15 protein-coding genes are annotated in these 15,961 nt (G+C 63.2%); 6 read left to right on the top strand and 9 right to left on the bottom strand.

The genetic code is table 11. From position 1 onward, the window contains the following. Positions 1 to 7 precede the first annotated feature (7 nt). A complete protein-coding gene (locus ACFMBG_RS21370) occupies positions 8 to 760 on the bottom strand; it encodes an urease accessory protein UreD (protein WP_421056698.1) in 753 nt (250 codons plus the stop codon). Positions 761 to 1,226: 466 nt separating this feature from the next. Between ACFMBG_RS21370 and ACFMBG_RS21365 the strand changes: the two genes are divergently transcribed. Beyond that, positions 1,227 to 1,382 carry a hypothetical protein gene (locus ACFMBG_RS21365; RefSeq protein ID WP_421056697.1) on the top strand — a complete coding sequence of 52 codons (156 nt, stop codon included), beginning with the start codon at positions 1,227 to 1,229 and terminating at the stop codon, positions 1,380 to 1,382. Positions 1,383 to 1,613: 231 nt separating this feature from the next. Here ACFMBG_RS21365 and ACFMBG_RS21360 read toward each other — a convergent pair whose 3' ends face one another. After that, the gene (locus ACFMBG_RS21360) at positions 1,614 to 2,549 is read right to left on the bottom strand and encodes a LysR family transcriptional regulator (protein WP_421056696.1); all 936 of its coding nucleotides are present in this window, start codon (positions 2,547 to 2,549) and stop codon (positions 1,614 to 1,616) included. A gap of 167 nt (positions 2,550 to 2,716) precedes the next feature. Between ACFMBG_RS21360 and ACFMBG_RS21355 the strand changes: the two genes are divergently transcribed. From ACFMBG_RS21355 to ACFMBG_RS21340, 4 genes are all read left to right on the top strand, one after another. After that, positions 2,717 to 3,730, top strand: coding sequence for a TRAP transporter substrate-binding protein (locus tag ACFMBG_RS21355; RefSeq protein ID WP_421056695.1), 1,014 nt, complete (start codon positions 2,717 to 2,719; stop codon positions 3,728 to 3,730). Positions 3,731 to 3,801: 71 nt separating this feature from the next. Next, positions 3,802 to 4,338, top strand: a complete 537-nt coding sequence (locus tag ACFMBG_RS21350) for a TRAP transporter small permease (protein WP_421056694.1) — start codon at positions 3,802 to 3,804, stop codon at positions 4,336 to 4,338. Between the two features lie 19 nt (positions 4,339 to 4,357). Beyond that, on the top strand, positions 4,358 to 5,698 hold the full coding sequence (locus tag ACFMBG_RS21345; protein WP_421056693.1) for a TRAP transporter large permease: 1,341 nt from the start codon (positions 4,358 to 4,360) through the stop codon (positions 5,696 to 5,698). Positions 5,699 to 5,714: 16 nt separating this feature from the next. Next, the gene (locus tag ACFMBG_RS21340) at positions 5,715 to 6,215 is read left to right on the top strand and encodes a universal stress protein (RefSeq protein ID WP_421056692.1); all 501 of its coding nucleotides are present in this window, start codon (positions 5,715 to 5,717) and stop codon (positions 6,213 to 6,215) included. Positions 6,216 to 6,260: 45 nt separating this feature from the next. Here ACFMBG_RS21340 and ACFMBG_RS21335 read toward each other — a convergent pair whose 3' ends face one another. From ACFMBG_RS21335 to ACFMBG_RS21305, 7 genes are all read right to left on the bottom strand, one after another. After that, a complete protein-coding gene (locus ACFMBG_RS21335) occupies positions 6,261 to 7,757 on the bottom strand; it encodes a M81 family metallopeptidase (protein ID WP_421056691.1) in 1,497 nt (498 codons plus the stop codon). Further along, a complete protein-coding gene (locus ACFMBG_RS21330; protein ID WP_421056690.1) occupies positions 7,757 to 9,382 on the bottom strand; it encodes an amidohydrolase in 1,626 nt (541 codons plus the stop codon). Before ACFMBG_RS21330 ends, ACFMBG_RS21335 begins: the two co-directional genes overlap by 1 nt. A 37-nt stretch (positions 9,383 to 9,419) precedes the next feature. After that, positions 9,420 to 10,343: an oligopeptide/dipeptide ABC transporter ATP-binding protein gene (locus ACFMBG_RS21325; protein ID WP_421056689.1), complete on the bottom strand. Its 924-nt coding sequence runs from the start codon at positions 10,341 to 10,343 to the stop codon at positions 9,420 to 9,422. Next, on the bottom strand, positions 10,340 to 11,320 hold the full coding sequence (locus ACFMBG_RS21320; protein WP_421056688.1) for an ABC transporter ATP-binding protein: 981 nt from the start codon (positions 11,318 to 11,320) through the stop codon (positions 10,340 to 10,342). Before ACFMBG_RS21320 ends, ACFMBG_RS21325 begins: the two co-directional genes overlap by 4 nt. Continuing rightward, on the bottom strand, positions 11,317 to 12,222 hold the full coding sequence (locus tag ACFMBG_RS21315) for an ABC transporter permease (RefSeq protein WP_421056687.1): 906 nt from the start codon (positions 12,220 to 12,222) through the stop codon (positions 11,317 to 11,319). Before ACFMBG_RS21315 ends, ACFMBG_RS21320 begins: the two co-directional genes overlap by 4 nt. Before the next feature lie 10 nt (positions 12,223 to 12,232). Further along, positions 12,233 to 13,171, bottom strand: coding sequence for an ABC transporter permease (locus tag ACFMBG_RS21310; RefSeq protein ID WP_421056686.1), 939 nt, complete (start codon positions 13,169 to 13,171; stop codon positions 12,233 to 12,235). A 111-nt stretch (positions 13,172 to 13,282) separates the two neighbouring features. Continuing rightward, entirely contained in the window at positions 13,283 to 14,845 is a 1,563-nt protein-coding gene (locus ACFMBG_RS21305; RefSeq protein ID WP_421056685.1) for an ABC transporter substrate-binding protein, read from the bottom strand. A gap of 225 nt (positions 14,846 to 15,070) precedes the next feature. Here ACFMBG_RS21305 and ACFMBG_RS21300 point away from each other — a divergent pair, with 225 nt between their 5' ends. Continuing rightward, complete coding sequence (locus ACFMBG_RS21300; protein ID WP_421056684.1) at positions 15,071 to 15,874, top strand: helix-turn-helix transcriptional regulator; 804 nt, start codon at positions 15,071 to 15,073, stop codon at positions 15,872 to 15,874. The last annotated feature ends 87 nt before the right edge of the window (positions 15,875 to 15,961 follow it).

Here is a 15,961-nt window from a genome sequence, read left to right as displayed (position 1 = left end):
TCCTTCTTCAAAGCATCCATGTGCGCGGCAGCCCCGCGGGCAGCAGCCGCTCCAGTACCGGAACAAGGCATTGGCGCAGGGCAAAGCCGTCCCGGGCAAGCAGGTGGAGCACCAGAAGATCCGGCCCGAGCAAGGAGGCGCCTCCGGTCTCCGGCAGCATCCGGCGCAGCGGATCAAGCTGCACTTCGGCCTCCGGCGCCACCAGCACAACAGAGGCCATGGCACCGGCGCCGCCTGCAACTGCGCGCCGCTGCAGCATTGCGGCGGCATCTCCGGAAAGGGCCGTGGCGTCGAGGTAGATGGGGCCGCCGCCGCGCCGGATTTCGATCCGGTCGCAGACCGCCGCATGCGTCAGCGTTTCGCCCATTGCAGCGCGGCCGAAAACAAACGGCTCAACCAGCAGAAACTGCGCACCGGGTTCCAGCTCCGCAATCAGACGGCGGTGCAGGGCGCAGCCGTTGAACAGAATGGTTTCCTGCGGCAGCCAGTTCAGCCTGGTGCCGGCCTTGGCGCAGAGCCGGGTTTCCACCCTGGCCGTCTGACCCGGCAGCGCCCGGTAGATGCGTTCCGCCGCCTGGGTGGTAACCGTCAAGCCGGTATCCGCAAGGGCGGTGGCGGCAAGCCGGAAATCGTCCCCGCCGGTGATGCCGCCAGCTGTATTGACTGCAACCGCCTCGACACCCGGGCGGCCCTGCGGGAACAGCAGCTTTAGCGCTCCGGATTGATGCAGCGTTTTCAGCCTCGAACACCCGTCCCGCACATGCACGGAAACTTCTGCCCTGGCAATCGCGCGGGGCAAGGCTGGGCTTTTGGTTATGACGGACGGCGCAGTAATGTTCGGCTCCCAGGAAGTTTCCGGATTAATTGGGCCGGTCGCTTCGAGGGTTTTCCAGTTTCCGGCAGGGATCCGCGCCAGCTACGGGCAGGTATGCCTAGATATTGGCAGGCCGTAACAAGATGTGCCCTCTTTTTAGGCGGCAGAAATACCTGTGCGGTTTGACCCGCCGTGGCATGCACCGTGGAACATCACCTATGCAAATATGAGAGGAACGCCGAACTGGAGGCCGTTGAATGTCCCGGATCAGCGCCTTTGGGACTGTTTTGAGGGTTTTCGAACAGGAGGATCTCTGGCGCTTCTAAACCGTCTCGGAGTGAAGAGTAGAAAGAAATCCGGACCACAGAAATCGATGGCCGAAGTCGGTGGCTGGTTTCGCCCTGGATGAGCCGTGACTGATGCTACGCGAGCTGGCGCTCCACGTGATCAAGACGCTGACGAGTTCCACGACAAGACCACACGCCCGAACAAACGGCGGCTGACCGGCTTCACCTGCCTGAAAGTCATCGGCTGGAGCCGCTTGCTGCACCGGCAGACCGCGGCATAGCCCGCCAGCCTGCGCTGACGGTGGAGACACAGCCGGACTATCACTGGAGCTGTGCCCCGGCTTTCGGCATGAATGCATTCAGCACCGGTAAGGATGGCCGCGTTGGAAACCGGGGCGCCGGTTCGGGGTGATGCTACTGTCGAAATACCGGTTCCTGGGGGCGCGCCGCCACTTGCTGCCCAAGATCGCCACCGCCCGTTTTGGGTTGAACTGCACGGGGTGTAAGCCGTCCTAAGCCTCTGCCGACTGCCCGGAATGGGCGGCCACCAAAGTGTCGAGGAACAGCTTGGTGATACGGTTCACGGCCGGTCGCTTGCGGGTGACCGCGGCGAACTGGCTGCGGTAAAAGATCTCCTCCGGCAGCACTTTCTTCATCAGCCTGTTGCGGACAAAGCCCGCCGCCAGGTGATCCGGCAGGAAGCCCAGATAGCTGCCCGACATGATCAGGATCGCCAGCGCCTGTTCGTTCTGAACCTTGGCGGCGCGGCGGAAGCCCAGCTTCTGGCCCACGTGCAGGTTCGGCGAGTTCACCCGGATGCCTGCGTAATTCACCGCTTGCACATCGGTCAGCCCCAGGCTGGTGTGGTCGCAATCAAAGAACGGATGCCCCTTGCCGCAGTACAGAAACATGTTCTCCCCATATAGCGGCATGTAGTCGAGGCTCGGCGAGGGACGGTGCAGCGCCAGAATGCCGATGTCGAGCTGGCCGCCGATCACTTTGGTCTCGATCACGTTGGGCGGCTCTAGCGACAGTTCGATCTCCACCGAGGGGGCGGCCTTGTTGAAATCTCGGATGCCGCCGGGCACAAAGGCCTCAGGGTTGGAGGCGCATTGGTCGAACAGCGCAATCCGGATGGTGCCGGCCAGCTGCTGCTTGATTTCATTCACCTCGGCACGGAAATCCGCGACCGAGGTCAGCAGACCTTCGGCGGATTTCAGCACCTTGATGCCATCGTCGGTCAGCGAAAACCCCGCCGGGCCGCGGTTGCACAGCTTCAGGTCCAGCCGCAATTCCAGGTCGGCGATGTATTTCGAAATCGTCGATTTACCGATGTTCAGCTCGGTTTCGGCCGCCGCCAGCCCGCCGCTTTCCGCCACCGCCTTGAACACCCGCAGCAGTTTCAGGTCAGCATCGGCAATATGTTTGACGTGCGATTTCCGGTTCATTCCTAGGTTCGATATATGTGAAACTTTGCTTTCAAAAGTTTACATTCTAGAAACATGAAACGCAATGTAGCTTCCCGCAGACCAAGGACGGATCGGACTGGCAATGACGCTGTGGAGGGCGGCCAGCGCGCGCCTTGGGACCCAAGATGACAATACGGGAGGAAGTTATGTCATTTCTCAAGAAGGTCTGCACGCTGACCGCAGCCGTTTCTGCCGCCGCGATGCTGACCGCCGGTGCGGTGTCCGCCAAGAACTTCAAGATCGCCGTTGGCGACAGCGCGGGCAGCCCGCAGGAAGCCACCGGAAAGTTCTTTGTTGAGGCACTGGAGGAAAAATCCGGCGGCAAGCACACAGCGACCCTGTTCCTGAATGGTCAGCTGGGTTCGGAACAGGACACTGTCAACGAGGCGGCCATCGGCACCCTGGACATGTCGCTGCTGGCGATCAACAACGTCACCCCGTTCTCCCCGACCGTGGGCGTGTTCACCCTGCCCTATGTGATCCTGTCGCTGGAAGATGCTGAAACCCTGACTCAGGGCCCCATCGGCCAGGAGCTGACTGAAAACACCCTGCGCGATGCCGGTGTGCGCATCATCGCCTGGACCTATACCGGCTTCCGCCGCCTGACCAACTCCAAGAAACCGGTCACCTCGGTGGCTGACCTGCAGGACCTGGTGATCCGCGTTCCCAAGAACGAGATCATGATCGAGACCTACAAGTCCTGGGGCATCAACCCGACCCCGATGGCCTGGTCCGAGACCTTTACCGGCCTGCAGACCAAGGTGGTTGACGGTCAGGACAACCCCTACATGACCATTAACGCGATGAAGTTCTATGAGGTGCAGGACCACGTCACCAACCTGCGCTACATCTTCTCGATCGAGCCGCTGATCGTGTCCGAGGCTGTGTTCCAGGGGCTGAGCGAGGAAGACCAGCAGACCATCCTGGAAGCGGGCCAGGAAGCCACCCTGAAATCGGCCCAGTTCCTGCGCGACTCCGAAGCCGCGATCAAGGAAGAGCTGATCTCCAAGGGCATGGAAATCGTTGACCCCGAAAACGATGAAGCCGAGTTCATCGAACTGGCCACCGGCGCCGTCTGGCCGCAGTTCTACGACTCCATCGGCGGTGTCGAAAAGCTGAACGCGGTGCTGACCGCCATCGGCCGCGACCCGGTCCAGTAAGCCTCCGGCAATTCCAAGAGAACAACGGGGCAGCGCCTGCCGCGCTGCTCCGCACAGGGGAGGAGACCATCATGTTCTGGAAGTTCCTGGACAATATAGAAAGCTATATCTGCCGCCTATTGCTGTCCGGCTTTGTCATTCTGCTGTTTGTGCAGATCGTCTCGCGCGAGGTGTTCGGGCACTCGTTTTCCTGGATCGAGGAGCTCTCGGTCTACATGTTCGTCTGGTTTGTCTACTTTGGCGCCTCATACGCGGCGCTGAAGGGCGCGCACAACCGGGTCACCTTCCAGTTCAAGTTCCTGCCCGCGGGCTGGATCAAATATATTGAGGCCTTTGCCGACCTGCTCTGGCTGTTCTTCAACTGCTATTTCCTGTGGCTGGCCACCGATTTCGTCTTCAACAAGATGAACAAGTTCTGGAAGTCGCAGACCTTGGGCATCGAGATGAAATACATCTACATGGTGCTGCCCATCGCCTTCGCGCTGATGACCATCCGCATCCTGCAGGTGAACTACCGCAAACTGATCCGCGGCGAGGACATCGCCGATCCCGACCAGATCGACCTTGACGAGATCAAGGCCGCCGCTGGCGCGGAAAGCCGCGCGTGATCAAGGGAGGGATAGGATAATGGAAACCGAAATCGTCACGATCCTGTTTGGATCATTCCTGCTGCTTCTGCTCCTCGGCGCGCCGATCACCGTTGCGCTGGGGGTGTCGTCGCTGCTGTCGTTCCTCTACCTGGACGAAAACCCGATCAAATTTGTGCAGATCGCCTTTACCTCTGTCGGCTCCTTCCCGCTGATGGCGCTGCCTGCCTTCATTCTGGCCGGCGCGCTGATGGAGGCCGCGGGCATCTCGAAGCGGCTGATCAACGTGGCCGAAAGCCTCGCCGGGCCTTTCACCGGCGGCATTTCCGCCGCCACGGTGATGGCCTGCCTGTTTTTCGGCGCCATTTCCGGCTCCGGTCCGGCCACAACAGCTGCCGTCGGCATGCTGATGATCCCGGCGATGATCAACCGCGGCTATGAAAAGGGCTATGCCTCTGCCGTTACGGCCTCCTCGGGCGGCCTTGGCATCATTATCCCGCCGTCGATTCCTATGGTGATCTTCGGGATCGCCGCCCTTGGCATGGCGCCGCCGCCGGAAGCGGTGGAAAAATACGGAACCTTCCAGTCGGTCTCGATCTCGAAACTGTTCATCGCGGGTTTTGTCCCGGCCTTCCTGATCGCCACCAGCCTGCTGATCATGAACTTCCTGATGTCCAAGAAACGCGGCTACAAGGGCTCGGCCGACGGCTGGTCTGTTCGCAATGTAATGTGCGAGATGTACCGCGGGTTCTGGTCGCTGATGGCGCCGCTGGTGATCCTGGGCGGCATCTACACCGGCTTCTTCACCCCGACAGAGGCCGCAATCGTTGCAATCTTCTATACTCTTGTCATCGGTGTGTTCATCTACCGTGAACTGACCTGGTCGTCGCTGTTCCAATCGCTGGAGGCCACGACCTGGCTGACGGGCCGCGTCCTCTTGATCCTGTTCACCGCCACCGTGTTTGGCCGCTTGCTGGTGGAAAACCAGATCCCGGCGCTGATTGCGGAGTCGATGCTGAGCTTCACTCAGAATCTCTATGTGATCTGGGCGCTGATCATCTTCTTCCTGCTGTTTGTCGGCATGTTCATGGAGACGCTTGCAACAATCCTGATCCTGGTTCCGGTGATGCTGCCTGTGGCCTATTCCGTGGGTATCGACCCGATCCACTTCGGGGTGGTGATGGTCTGCACCCTGGGCATCGGTTTCCAGACGCCACCCTTGGGGGAGAACCTGTTCATCGCCTCGGGCATCTCGAACATCTCGATCGAACAGATCTCGCTGCGCGCGCTGCCCTTTGCGGCGGTGAACACGATCGCGATCTTCATCATCGCCTTCTTCCCGGAAATCTCGCTGTGGCTGCCGCGGCTGTTTGGCTACTGATGGGAAAGGATCAAATATGAAACCGATGATCACCAGCATCCTGTTTGCCACCGACCTGTCGCACAACTCCACCCTGGCGCTGCGCCATGCGGCCAGTCTGGCGCAGGCGACGGGTGCGGAAATTCACGTGCTGCATGTGAATGAGCCGATCTCCGAGGATGCGCGCATCACATTCGAGATGTTCGTGCTGAACGACGAGACCCGCAAGACTGCGGCCAAGCGGCGGCACGAGATGGTCAAGCAGGTGCTGGCTGAGCGCCAGGCCCGGTTCTGGGCGGCTTTCGAAGGCGATGACGCCAGGATCCGCGATCAGGTCACCTCGGTGGAGGTGACCGACGGCCACCCGGCGGAGGTGATCCTGCGCCGCTCAGTCGAGCTGGGCTGCGACTTAATCGTGCTGGGCGCCCATGACCACGGGTTTTCCCACACTTTCCTGGGCACCGTGGCCAAGCGCGTCCTGCGCCGTTCGCAGATCCCGACGCTGGTGGTGCCCTACCAGAACGGCGAGGACGGCTGACCCTGTCCGCAAGCGGCCGCCCCTTGGCCGCTTGCTATATGTGTATCAGCTCTTGGCCGGAACGGTCCTGACGGCGGGATGCAGGTTCTTGTAAGGCACCTGTTTCAGATCACAGGGAAACACGCCGGGGGCAGCAACCGCGTGAACGGCGCTGGCAATGGGCTCGAAATCGGCGCGGAAATGGGCGGTGCTTTTCACGCAGATGGTGCTGTAGGCCTCAATCTGCAGCCCGATGTGGGTGAAATGCGCGAGGTCCAGGCATTGGTTGCGAATGCTGGTCACAACCAGGGTGATATCCGCCTCCGTCCCATGCAGCCGCAGCGCGGCCGTGGGACCCAGCGTCGCAACACCGCCGCCATACATCCCGCCGGTATACCGGCAGGTGCCGTCGCCAAGTGCAACCACTTGAAATTCAGCGTCAAACGGCTGGTCGCCTGCCACACCTGAACGTCCGCCAAGGGCTGCGCGGAAAATACCGCCCTCCCCTGCCTCGTGCGCGGCTGCTGCGGCCTGGGGGTCATGGAACAGCCCCATCAAGACACCTTGCGCCCCGGCCGCAGCCAATGCCGCCAGCAATCCGGTGGTGTCGGAGGTGCCGCCAGCGCCCGGATTGTCCTGAACGTCCGCCAGCACCAAAGGCTTGCCCGCCCGTGGCTGGCAGGCAATCGCCGCCGCCTGTTGCGGGGACAGCATCGGGTGGTCCGACTGCGCCTCCAGTGCGGCGAATAGGGTTGCGATCTGGTCTGCCGCCCGCCCCGCCGCCTCAGCCGTGGTGCCATAGGTTACGCAAGAGGGCCGCGTGTCCGGAAAATCCGCTGCGGTGAAGCCAAGCGCAATGTCAGCCAGTACGCCGGTTCCCTCCAGCGGCGGCAGCGCGGCATAGAGCTCCGCGCCCGGCGCCGCGCCGGTGTACTGGGCGTGCAGCGGAATCAGATAGTCCATCTGCCGGAAGGCCTTATGCAGCTTTTCGCCCGCCAGCAGCCGCCGCAGCACCGGCAGGCAACGCGCGCCGGTGCCGCCCATGTCCAGATGCGGATAGGTCCGGAAAACCGCGATGTAATCCGCCAGCTCCACCGACGCCGCCGAGATATTGGCGTGCAGATCCAGGCTGACCACGATTGTCAGGCCGGGACCCGCCTCCGCCCGCACCCGGCGCAGGATCTCGCCCTCACCGTCGGCAAAGGTTTCGGTCACCATGGCACCATGCAGGTCGAGGTAGATGCCGTCCAGCGGCCCAGCCGATCGCAGCCCGTCCAGGATCTTGCCGCAGATGGTGTCAAACGCCTCGTCCGTCACATGTGCCGAGGGTTCTGCCGCGCACCACAGGACGGGCACCAGTTCCATCCCGGCATCCTCCGCCGCCTTGGCAAACCCGGCGATGGGCAGGTTCATGCCGCGGGTCTCGCGGACCACCTCAACCCCGTGCAGCATGGCGGGCCAGGAATCGGCCATCTCGAACTCCGCCAGCCCGGCCTTGGTGGTGCCAAAGCAGTTGGTTTCATGCTGAAAGCCCGCAATGGCGATCCGCGGTTTGGCCTGCATCACGTATGCTCCTGCGCCCAAACGGTCCGCCCGCGGCGAATGGTTTGAGTCACCTTGGTGGTTTCGATGGCATCCGGGTTTTCCAGCGGGTTGCGGTTCAGCACCGCAAAGTCCGCCAGCTTGCCGGGTTCGATGGAGCCTCGGGTATCCTCCTGAAACACCTGCCAGGCGGCGTCGATGGTTTGCGCCCTGAGGGCCGCCAGCGCGCTGACCCGCTGGTCCTCTCCCAGCCGCCGCCCGCTGGCGGTCAGCCGGTTCACTGCGCAATGGGCCAGGTGGATGGGCCGGGTCGGCGTCACCGAGGCGTCGTTGTGGATGGTGTAGCGCACGCCATAGCGCTCAGCAGAGGCGCAGGGGGAGATCCGCTCGGCCCGTTCCGGCCCCAGGAAGGTGTCGTAATGGCGGTCGCCCCAGAAATGCACATGCGCCGGAAAGAAACTGACGGTCATCCCCAGCGCTGCCATCTGCTGCAGCTGGTCATCGCGCAAGGCTTGGCCGTGGATGATCGTATGGCGGTGATCGGCGCGCGGGTTGGCCTCCAGCGCCGCCGCCACCGCGTCGATGAACATCTGCGCGCCGGCATCGCCGTTGCAATGGCAATGAATCTGATAGCCCAGGTCATGCAGCTTCTTCACTTCCGCCCGGTGTTCGGCGGTATCCGCATAAGGCATCCCGCAAGGGTGCGCCGGGTCCACGGGTTTGTAGTAGGGTGCGCTGAGCAAGGCGGTCTGCAACTGAAAGGCTCCGTCGGTGAACAGCTTGCGCGGGCCAAGAGTGAAATGCGGGTTGCCGGGCCAATCCAGCGCATCGGGTCCGCTGGACAGCGCCGGTTCCAGCTCGCCGATGGGCAGCAGCATCAGGTCATAGCCCGGGTCCTGCTCCGCGGGCAGAGAGGCAAAATGCTCCAGCATATCCCGTGTGGCCCAGGCGTTTTGAGCGTAGGTGACACCATGCGCCAGGTATTCGTCCCTGCAGCTTTTGAACCCGGCCCAGAACCGTTCGCGGTCGATCAGAAAATCGGTGTTCCCCATCTCTCTCATTGCCGACAGGCCCTCTATCAACCCGGTCAGCGCACCGGTCTCCGGATCGCGGCCAAAGCGCCCGCCCAAGGGATCCGGCGTGTCGCGGTTCACGCCATGGCGCTCCAGCCCCAGTGAGTTCGCCGCACCGTTGTGGCCCGAGGCATGGATCACCCAGATCGGGTGCTCGGTGGAAACGCTGTCCAGCTCGGCACGGGTGGGCATCCTGCCCTCGGCAATGGCGGTATTGTCGAACAGCACCCCCATCACCCATTCCCCGGCGGGCGTCTCCGCCGCCTTGGCCCGCAGCCGGTCCAGCGCGGTTGGGATGTCGGGGCAGTCGCCGCTGGGGGCGGAGGCCAGGTTGACCCGGAACAGCCGGATGAAGCCGGGATCGGGGAAATGCCCGTGCGGGTCGATGAAGGCGGGGATAAGGGTCTGGCCCTGCAAATCCACCTCCCGTGCGCCCGCAGGCATCTGCGTGCGCAGGTCCGCCTCGGCGCCAACGGCGCGGATGGTCCCGCCTTCGGTCAGCACCGCCTGGGCGCAGGAATTGGCCGCGTCCATCGTCAGGACAGCGCCGTTGAAATACAATGTGCTGGTCATGGTCTTTCAGATGTTGTGGGGTTTTGAGCGGAGGGCCTCAGCCCAAGGGTGCCAGGCAGCGCAACCCGCGGCCGTTTTCGACCTCCCATAGCGGGGTTTGACTGCAGACCTCCTGCGCGAAGGGACAGCGCTCGCGGAACTCGCAGCCCTTGGGGCGGCGCAGCAGGCTGGGCGGCTCGCCTTTCAGGGCGATGCGCTCCAGCCGGGCATCGGGGTCGGGCTCCGGGTTCGCGGACAGCAGGCACCGGGTATAGGGATGCCGCGGCTCCTTGAAGATGGCCTCCGTCGCGCCCTCCTCGACCAGGCGGCCCAGGTACATGATACCCATCCGGTCTGCGACGTGGCGCACGACGTTGAGGTTGTGGGTGATGATCACCATCGCCAGCCCCAGCCGTTCGCGCAGGTCGTTCATCAGGTTCAGCAGCTCCCCCTGCACAGACACATCGAGGCCAGCCGTCGGCTCATCCGCCAGGATCAGCTTTGGCTCCAGCGCCAGAGCGCGAGCGACGCCCACCCGCCGCGCTTGCCCGCCTGACAGCTGGTACGGGTAGCGGTCTGCAAAATGCGCAGGCAGGTTCACCATCTCCAGCAGGCGCTTGGCCTCGGCGTCCAGATCGCGGTCCTTCATGCCCTGGATGCGGTAAGGTTCGGTGATCAGGCTGCGGATCGTGAGCCGCGGCGACAGCGAGCCGACCGGGTCCTGGAACATCATCGCAATGTCCTTGCGCAGGGGACGCAGCTCGCGTTCCGAGGCGCCGCGGATTTCCCGGCCCTCGAATTTTACCGAACCTTCCTGGGCAGGCGCCAGCCCGGCAATCGCGCGGATCACCGTGGTCTTGCCAGAGCCGCTTTCGCCCACCAGCGCATAGGTCTCGCCCGGCTCCACGGTGAAGCTGACACCGGCCAGCACGTTGACCGGCCCGTAGCTGGTCCTCAGGTCTTTCACATTCAGCAGGCTCATTCTGCGGCCTCCTTGTGGTTCAGCCAGCAGGCGGCTTGGCGGCCATCTTTCAGCCGTGTTAGCGGCGGCACATGCGACGCGCAGCGCGGCATTGCCTGGTCGCAGCGGTCGCGAAAGATGCAGCCGCCGGGCAGGTTGGCTAGATCCGGCACCTCGCCGGGGATCGTTGGCAGGACGCGGGCGCGCTCCTTGATGTGGCCCGGGTCGCAGTCGATCAGGCGGCGGGTGTAGGGGTGTTTGGGGTCGTGGAAGATCTCGCGCACGTCACCGCTTTCGACGACGGCGCCCGCATACATCACCACCACCCGGTCGCAGAGCTCTGCGATCACTCCCAGATGGTGCGAAATGAACAGGATGGCGCAGTTGAATTCCTGCTGCAGCTCCTGCAGGCGCTCGATGATCTGCACCTCCAGCGTAGCATCCAGCGCCGTGGTTGGCTCATCCGCAATCAGAAGGTCCGGTTCCGACATCAGCGCCATGGCGATGGCAATCCGCTGCCGCATGCCGCCGGAAAACTCATGAGGGAACTGGTCCAGCCGCGCCTCGGGGTCCGGAATGCCAACAGCGCCGAGCATCTGTGCCGCGCGGGCCCGTTTCTCAGCCTTGGATGCTTTCGAGCGGTGCTGAATATCCAGCATCTGCTGGCCGATGGACAAGACTGGGTTATGTGTCTGCATCGGGTCCTGAAACACGATGGAGATATCGGCGCCGCGCAGATCACGCATCTTGCGTTCAGGCAGCTGCAGCAGGTCCTGCCCCTTGAACCGCACCTCGCCCTGGCGGAAGCGCGTGTTGGGCGCTGTCAGCCGCAGGATCGAGGAAATCAGGGTGGACTTGCCGCAGCCGCTTTCGCCGACGATACCGACAATCTCGCCTTTGCGCACATCAAAGCTGATGTCTCGCAAGGCTTTCAGGTCGCCGCGGGCGGTCTCGTAATCGACGCTGAGGCGGTCGATTTCCAGAAGCGTATCGGTCATCGCTGTTTCCTCAGTTTCGGGTCAACCACGTCACGCAGGCTTTCGCCCAGGAAGGTGAAGCCAAGGGTTGCCAGGATGATCGGCAGCCCGCCGCCCACCACCAGCCAGGGGGTCTGGCGGATCAGCGAGTAGCCGTCTTTCAGCAGTGCGCCCCAGCTGGGCGTCGGTGGCTTCACCCCGAGGCCCAGGAAGGACAGCCCGGCCTCCAGCGCGATCACGGTGGGGATGTCCATCGCTGCCAGCACGGCCAGCACGCCAACGATATTGGGCAGCATGTGCACGCCCAGAATGCGGGTCATGCTGGCGCCCATGGAGCGTTCGGCCAGAATGAACTCTGAATTGCGCAAGGTCAGCGTCTGGGTCCGCGCCACCCGGCCATAGGTAGGAATCGAGGTGGCCATGACCACAAACACCACGGTCTGCAGGCTTGGCCCCACCAGCGCGACCACGGCCAGCGCGAACATCACGGTCGGGAAGGAACGGATGGTGTCAAAGAGCAGCATTAGCAGGTTGTCGAGCCACTTCGGCCCGTAGCCCGCGATCATGCCCAGCGTCAAACCGATGGCCATGGCGCCGAAGACAGCCGGCAACGCGACCTGCAGCGCCACCTGGCCGCCCGCAATCACGCGGGAAAACGTATCGCGGCCCAGCTGGTCGGTGCCCAGAAGATGGGTCCATGACGGTCCCTGCAGGCGGTCCTTGATGTTCATGCCAACGGGATCGAAGGGCACGATCCAATAGGCGAAGATGGCGCAGAACACGATGGTGCCGACGATGATCAGCCCCATCAGCCCCAGCGGGTCGCGGGCGACGCCGTGGAGGATCTGGCCCAGCTCAGACCGGGGTTTGGCAGAGCGGCCGGGCGGGGATGCCGGCTGTGTTCCGGATTGTACGTCAGACATTGCAGCCTCCTCAGGTCGCCGTGCGGGCGCGGGGGTCGAGCCAGGCGTTGATCAGGTCGGCCAGCGCGGTGGAGACCACGAACAGGCCGGTTGAGATCAGCACCGATCCCATCACGATCGGGTAGTTGCGGGTGGTGATGCTGTCGATCACCAGCTTGCCCAGGCCGGGGCGGGCAAAGACGATTTCGGCAAAGACAGCGGAAGACAGTAGAAAGCCCATACCGACGCCGATCACTGTGACCACCGGCAAAATGGCGATGCGCAGCGCATAGACCATCACCACCCGGCGCTCGCTGATGCCAAAGGCACGGGCGGTGCGGATGTGGCTCTCGCCCATCACCTCCAGCATCGAGGCGCGCACCAGCCGGGCAATATACCCCACCCAGCTGAGACCGATGGCGAATGCAGGCAGCACCAGGTGGTTAAGACGGCCCCAGAAACCCTCGCCGGCGCCGATGGCCGGGAACCATTGCAAATGCACTGCAAAGATCAGCAGCGACAGCAGCGCGACCACAAAGGCAGGCGCGGCCACGAAGCTTACGGAAATCGCAGCGGTGATGCGGTCAATCAGCGTGTTGGGGTGCGCGGCGGCATAGGCCCCCAGAGCGATACCCAGCGTCGCGGACCAGGTGATCGAGCCCAGGATCAGCCACAGGGTATGCGGCAACTGCTGAAACACGATCTCAGTCACCGAGCGGCCCGAGAACACGTCTATCCCCAAGTCCCCCTGCAACAGGTTGCCGTAGAAAATGAGAAGCTGTTTCCAGATGGGCTGGTCCAGTGCCAGTTCCGCCGTCAGCCGCGCCTGCAGCTCTGGCGTGGCACGCGGACCCAGCATGATCTGGACCGGATCGCCGGGCACGGCGCGGATCATCAGGAACATGGCGGTGACCGCCACGATCAGGATCAGCAATGCCAGCCCGAACCGCCGGGTTGCATAAAGTAACATGGCCGCATGGCTCCCTTATCTTCGCTGTGCGGATGAAAACGGCACGGCCGCGCCGCAAACTGCAGCCGTGCCAGGTCAGGCCCGGGGGGAGGACCGGGCCTGAGGGGAGTGTCAGGCCTTGCCGAAGTAGCGCAGCAGCGCCAGCCCGTCGGGCCGCAGCGCCGGCACCACGCCCGCCGAATGGATCACCGGCGTCGCCTCATGGGTCAGGAAGCGGTAGGCGCCGCTTTCCTCCATCAGGTCCTGCGCGCGCTGGTACATCTCGGCCCGCTTTGCCTGATCGGTCAGCTGATAGGCAGAGGCATGGATCTGGTCGAACTCCTCATTGCTGAAACGTTCCCAGTTCCAGTGGCCGACTTGCTCGGTGGTGAACCAGGAGGTCGCGTAATACGGGTCCGGAGTCATCGAGTAACGGTTCAGCACCAGCTGCAGGTCCTCGTTATCCGCACTGGCCCAGAAGGCCCCGGATTCCAGCACGTTAACTTCAACTGTAATCCCGATCTGCGCCAAGGTAGCCTGGATCACTTGGGCGGCCGTGGTGAAGGTGGTCTTGTTCAGCGTGTCGAGTTTCAGGGTGACGTTGGTCTCTCCCGATTCCGCCAGCAGCGCAGCCGCCTTCCCGAAGTCCGCCTGCGGCGGCACCAGCGACTGCGGACGGTTGCCCGCGAGGCCCGGCGCGATGATGCCGGTGGAGGGCTCCACGGCGCCGAAATAAGCCGCTTCCAGGACCGAGGGCACGTCGATGGCGTGCTGGATTGCCTGACGCAGCTTCTTGTTCTGCAGCTTGGGGTGATCCAGGTTCATGCCCAGCCAGGCATAGTAAAGCGACGGGTACTCAAGCAGCGTGCCGCCGTTCGGGACTCCCGCACGGTAGCGCTCCACCGAGCCCAGCGACACACGGGTAAAGTCCAGCTCGCCAGCCTCGAATGCTATCTCGGCGGTGTTTTCGTCGTCAATCGGCAGGATCTCGATGGTGTCCCATGCCGGCGCCTCGCCCTTCCAGTCCGGGTTGCGCTTGAGCACGGTCTTTTCCTTGGGCGACCAGCTGTCGCGCAGGTAAGGCCCGGATTCCGCCAGCGGATCGGTGGTTGCCTTGCCGCCCGCGGCTTCCCAGGCCTTTTTCGACACGATGTTGCCGGTGATATAGGGCAGCGCGATGCTCCACAGCGGCGCAAAGGGTTCTTTCAGCACGATGGTGCCTTCGCGCTCGCCGGTCACCTCGACGTGGCTCAGCGGCCCCATGTCGGGTTTGTTCGGGCTCTCGGTCTGCTCTGCCACGATCCGTTCAAAACTGTATTTCACGTCTTCGGCAGTCATCGCGCCAAAGCCGCCCGTAAACCCGATGTCATCGCGCAGCGCAAACTTGATGTGGGTGTCATCGGCCTGCTCGATCATCGCGGCAGCGTCCATCTGCCAGTCCCATTCGCGGCCCGGCTTGTACTGGATCAGCTTGTTGTAGATCGCGGCATGGATCTCCTCGTCGATCACCCCTTTGGAATAGGCCGGGTCGATGCTTTGCAGATCTCCATAGGAGCGCACCCGCAAGGTCCCATCCCCGGCCGCCATGGCGCGGCTGCCCAGGCCCAACGGCAGGACGGCGGCCGCCCCCAGCGCGGTGGCGCCTTTCAGGAATTTGCGCCGCCCCACCGGCGCCTTGGTCCATTCGATCCTCATTGTTTCCTCCCTTGGATCAGATCCGGAAAACCCGCAAAACGGGGCCTCCCCTTCCGCCGCTCCCATTGGCGCCCGCACCCTCAAATCCTCCCGGCCTGCGGTTCGCCGAACTCCTGCAGCTTGCTCCCAGAAACGCCGGTTTCGCCGGATTCAAAACTGTGCAAACATGCGCGAACTGACGCGTAGTGACCCGTACCCGCGTCAAAACGCGAAGGATTTTGACCCTTGTCCGGTAATTTTTCAGAAAACCTGCGCTCGCTCTGCGCCGAGCATGGCAGCATTGCGCAGATCTGCCGCGAGATCGGACTCAACCGCCAGCAATTCAACCGCTACCTCAATGGCAGCAGCCTGCCCTCCGCGCACAACTTGCGCAGGATCTCGCGCTACTTCGCGATTCCGGAATCGCAGCTGTTTGACGACAATGCAGAGTTCGAAACCCGCCTGGCCGAAGCGGCTGGCCCAGCCCAGCATGGCCCGGGCGAGCAATTCCTCGCCCCCTTCCGCGGCCAGCAGCGCAATCTGAAACGCTACCTCGGCTTCTACCACGCCTATTTCCACACCCCCTCCTGGGGCGAGGGGATCTTCTGCGCGCTGACCCGGTTCATCGAAAAGGACGGGCTGATCCTGTCCCGCAACCTGGAAATCGCCAATGACCCGGAGCAGAGCATCCGGCAGATCTCGCGCTATCAAGGGCTGGTGACACTGCGCGGAAACCGGCTGTTCATCACCGAGCATGAGCTTGCCCATGAGGGCAGCGTGGCGCAGACCATCCTTTTTTCCGCCCACCGCCAGCAGCTGAAATACCTGCGCGGCATGACCATGGGTGTAGCCTGGCGGCCCTTTCCCCGCCCCTATGCGGCGCGGACGATCTGGAAACGGCTGGACGAGCGGGTCTCGGCGCGCGAGGCGATCGCCGCCTGCGGCGTCCACCCGGTGCGCAGCCCGCGGATCGATCCAACGGTGCGGAACTACCTGGAAACCCCGGCCAAGGAAGATCTGCCGGACACTCACGGCAGTTTCCTGTTCTGATCCGGCCGGATCCCCCGGCAAAAAAGGCGGCCTTTTGGCCGCCTTTTCGCGTTTTGGCTTTGCTGTCAGTTGCCTGAGCCGCTGCCG

This window comes from Leisingera coralii (genome assembly GCF_049056525.1).
GTDB lineage: Bacteria > Pseudomonadota > Alphaproteobacteria > Rhodobacterales > Rhodobacteraceae > Leisingera > Leisingera coralii.
This window is presented reverse-complemented; position numbering and strand designations above follow the sequence as displayed.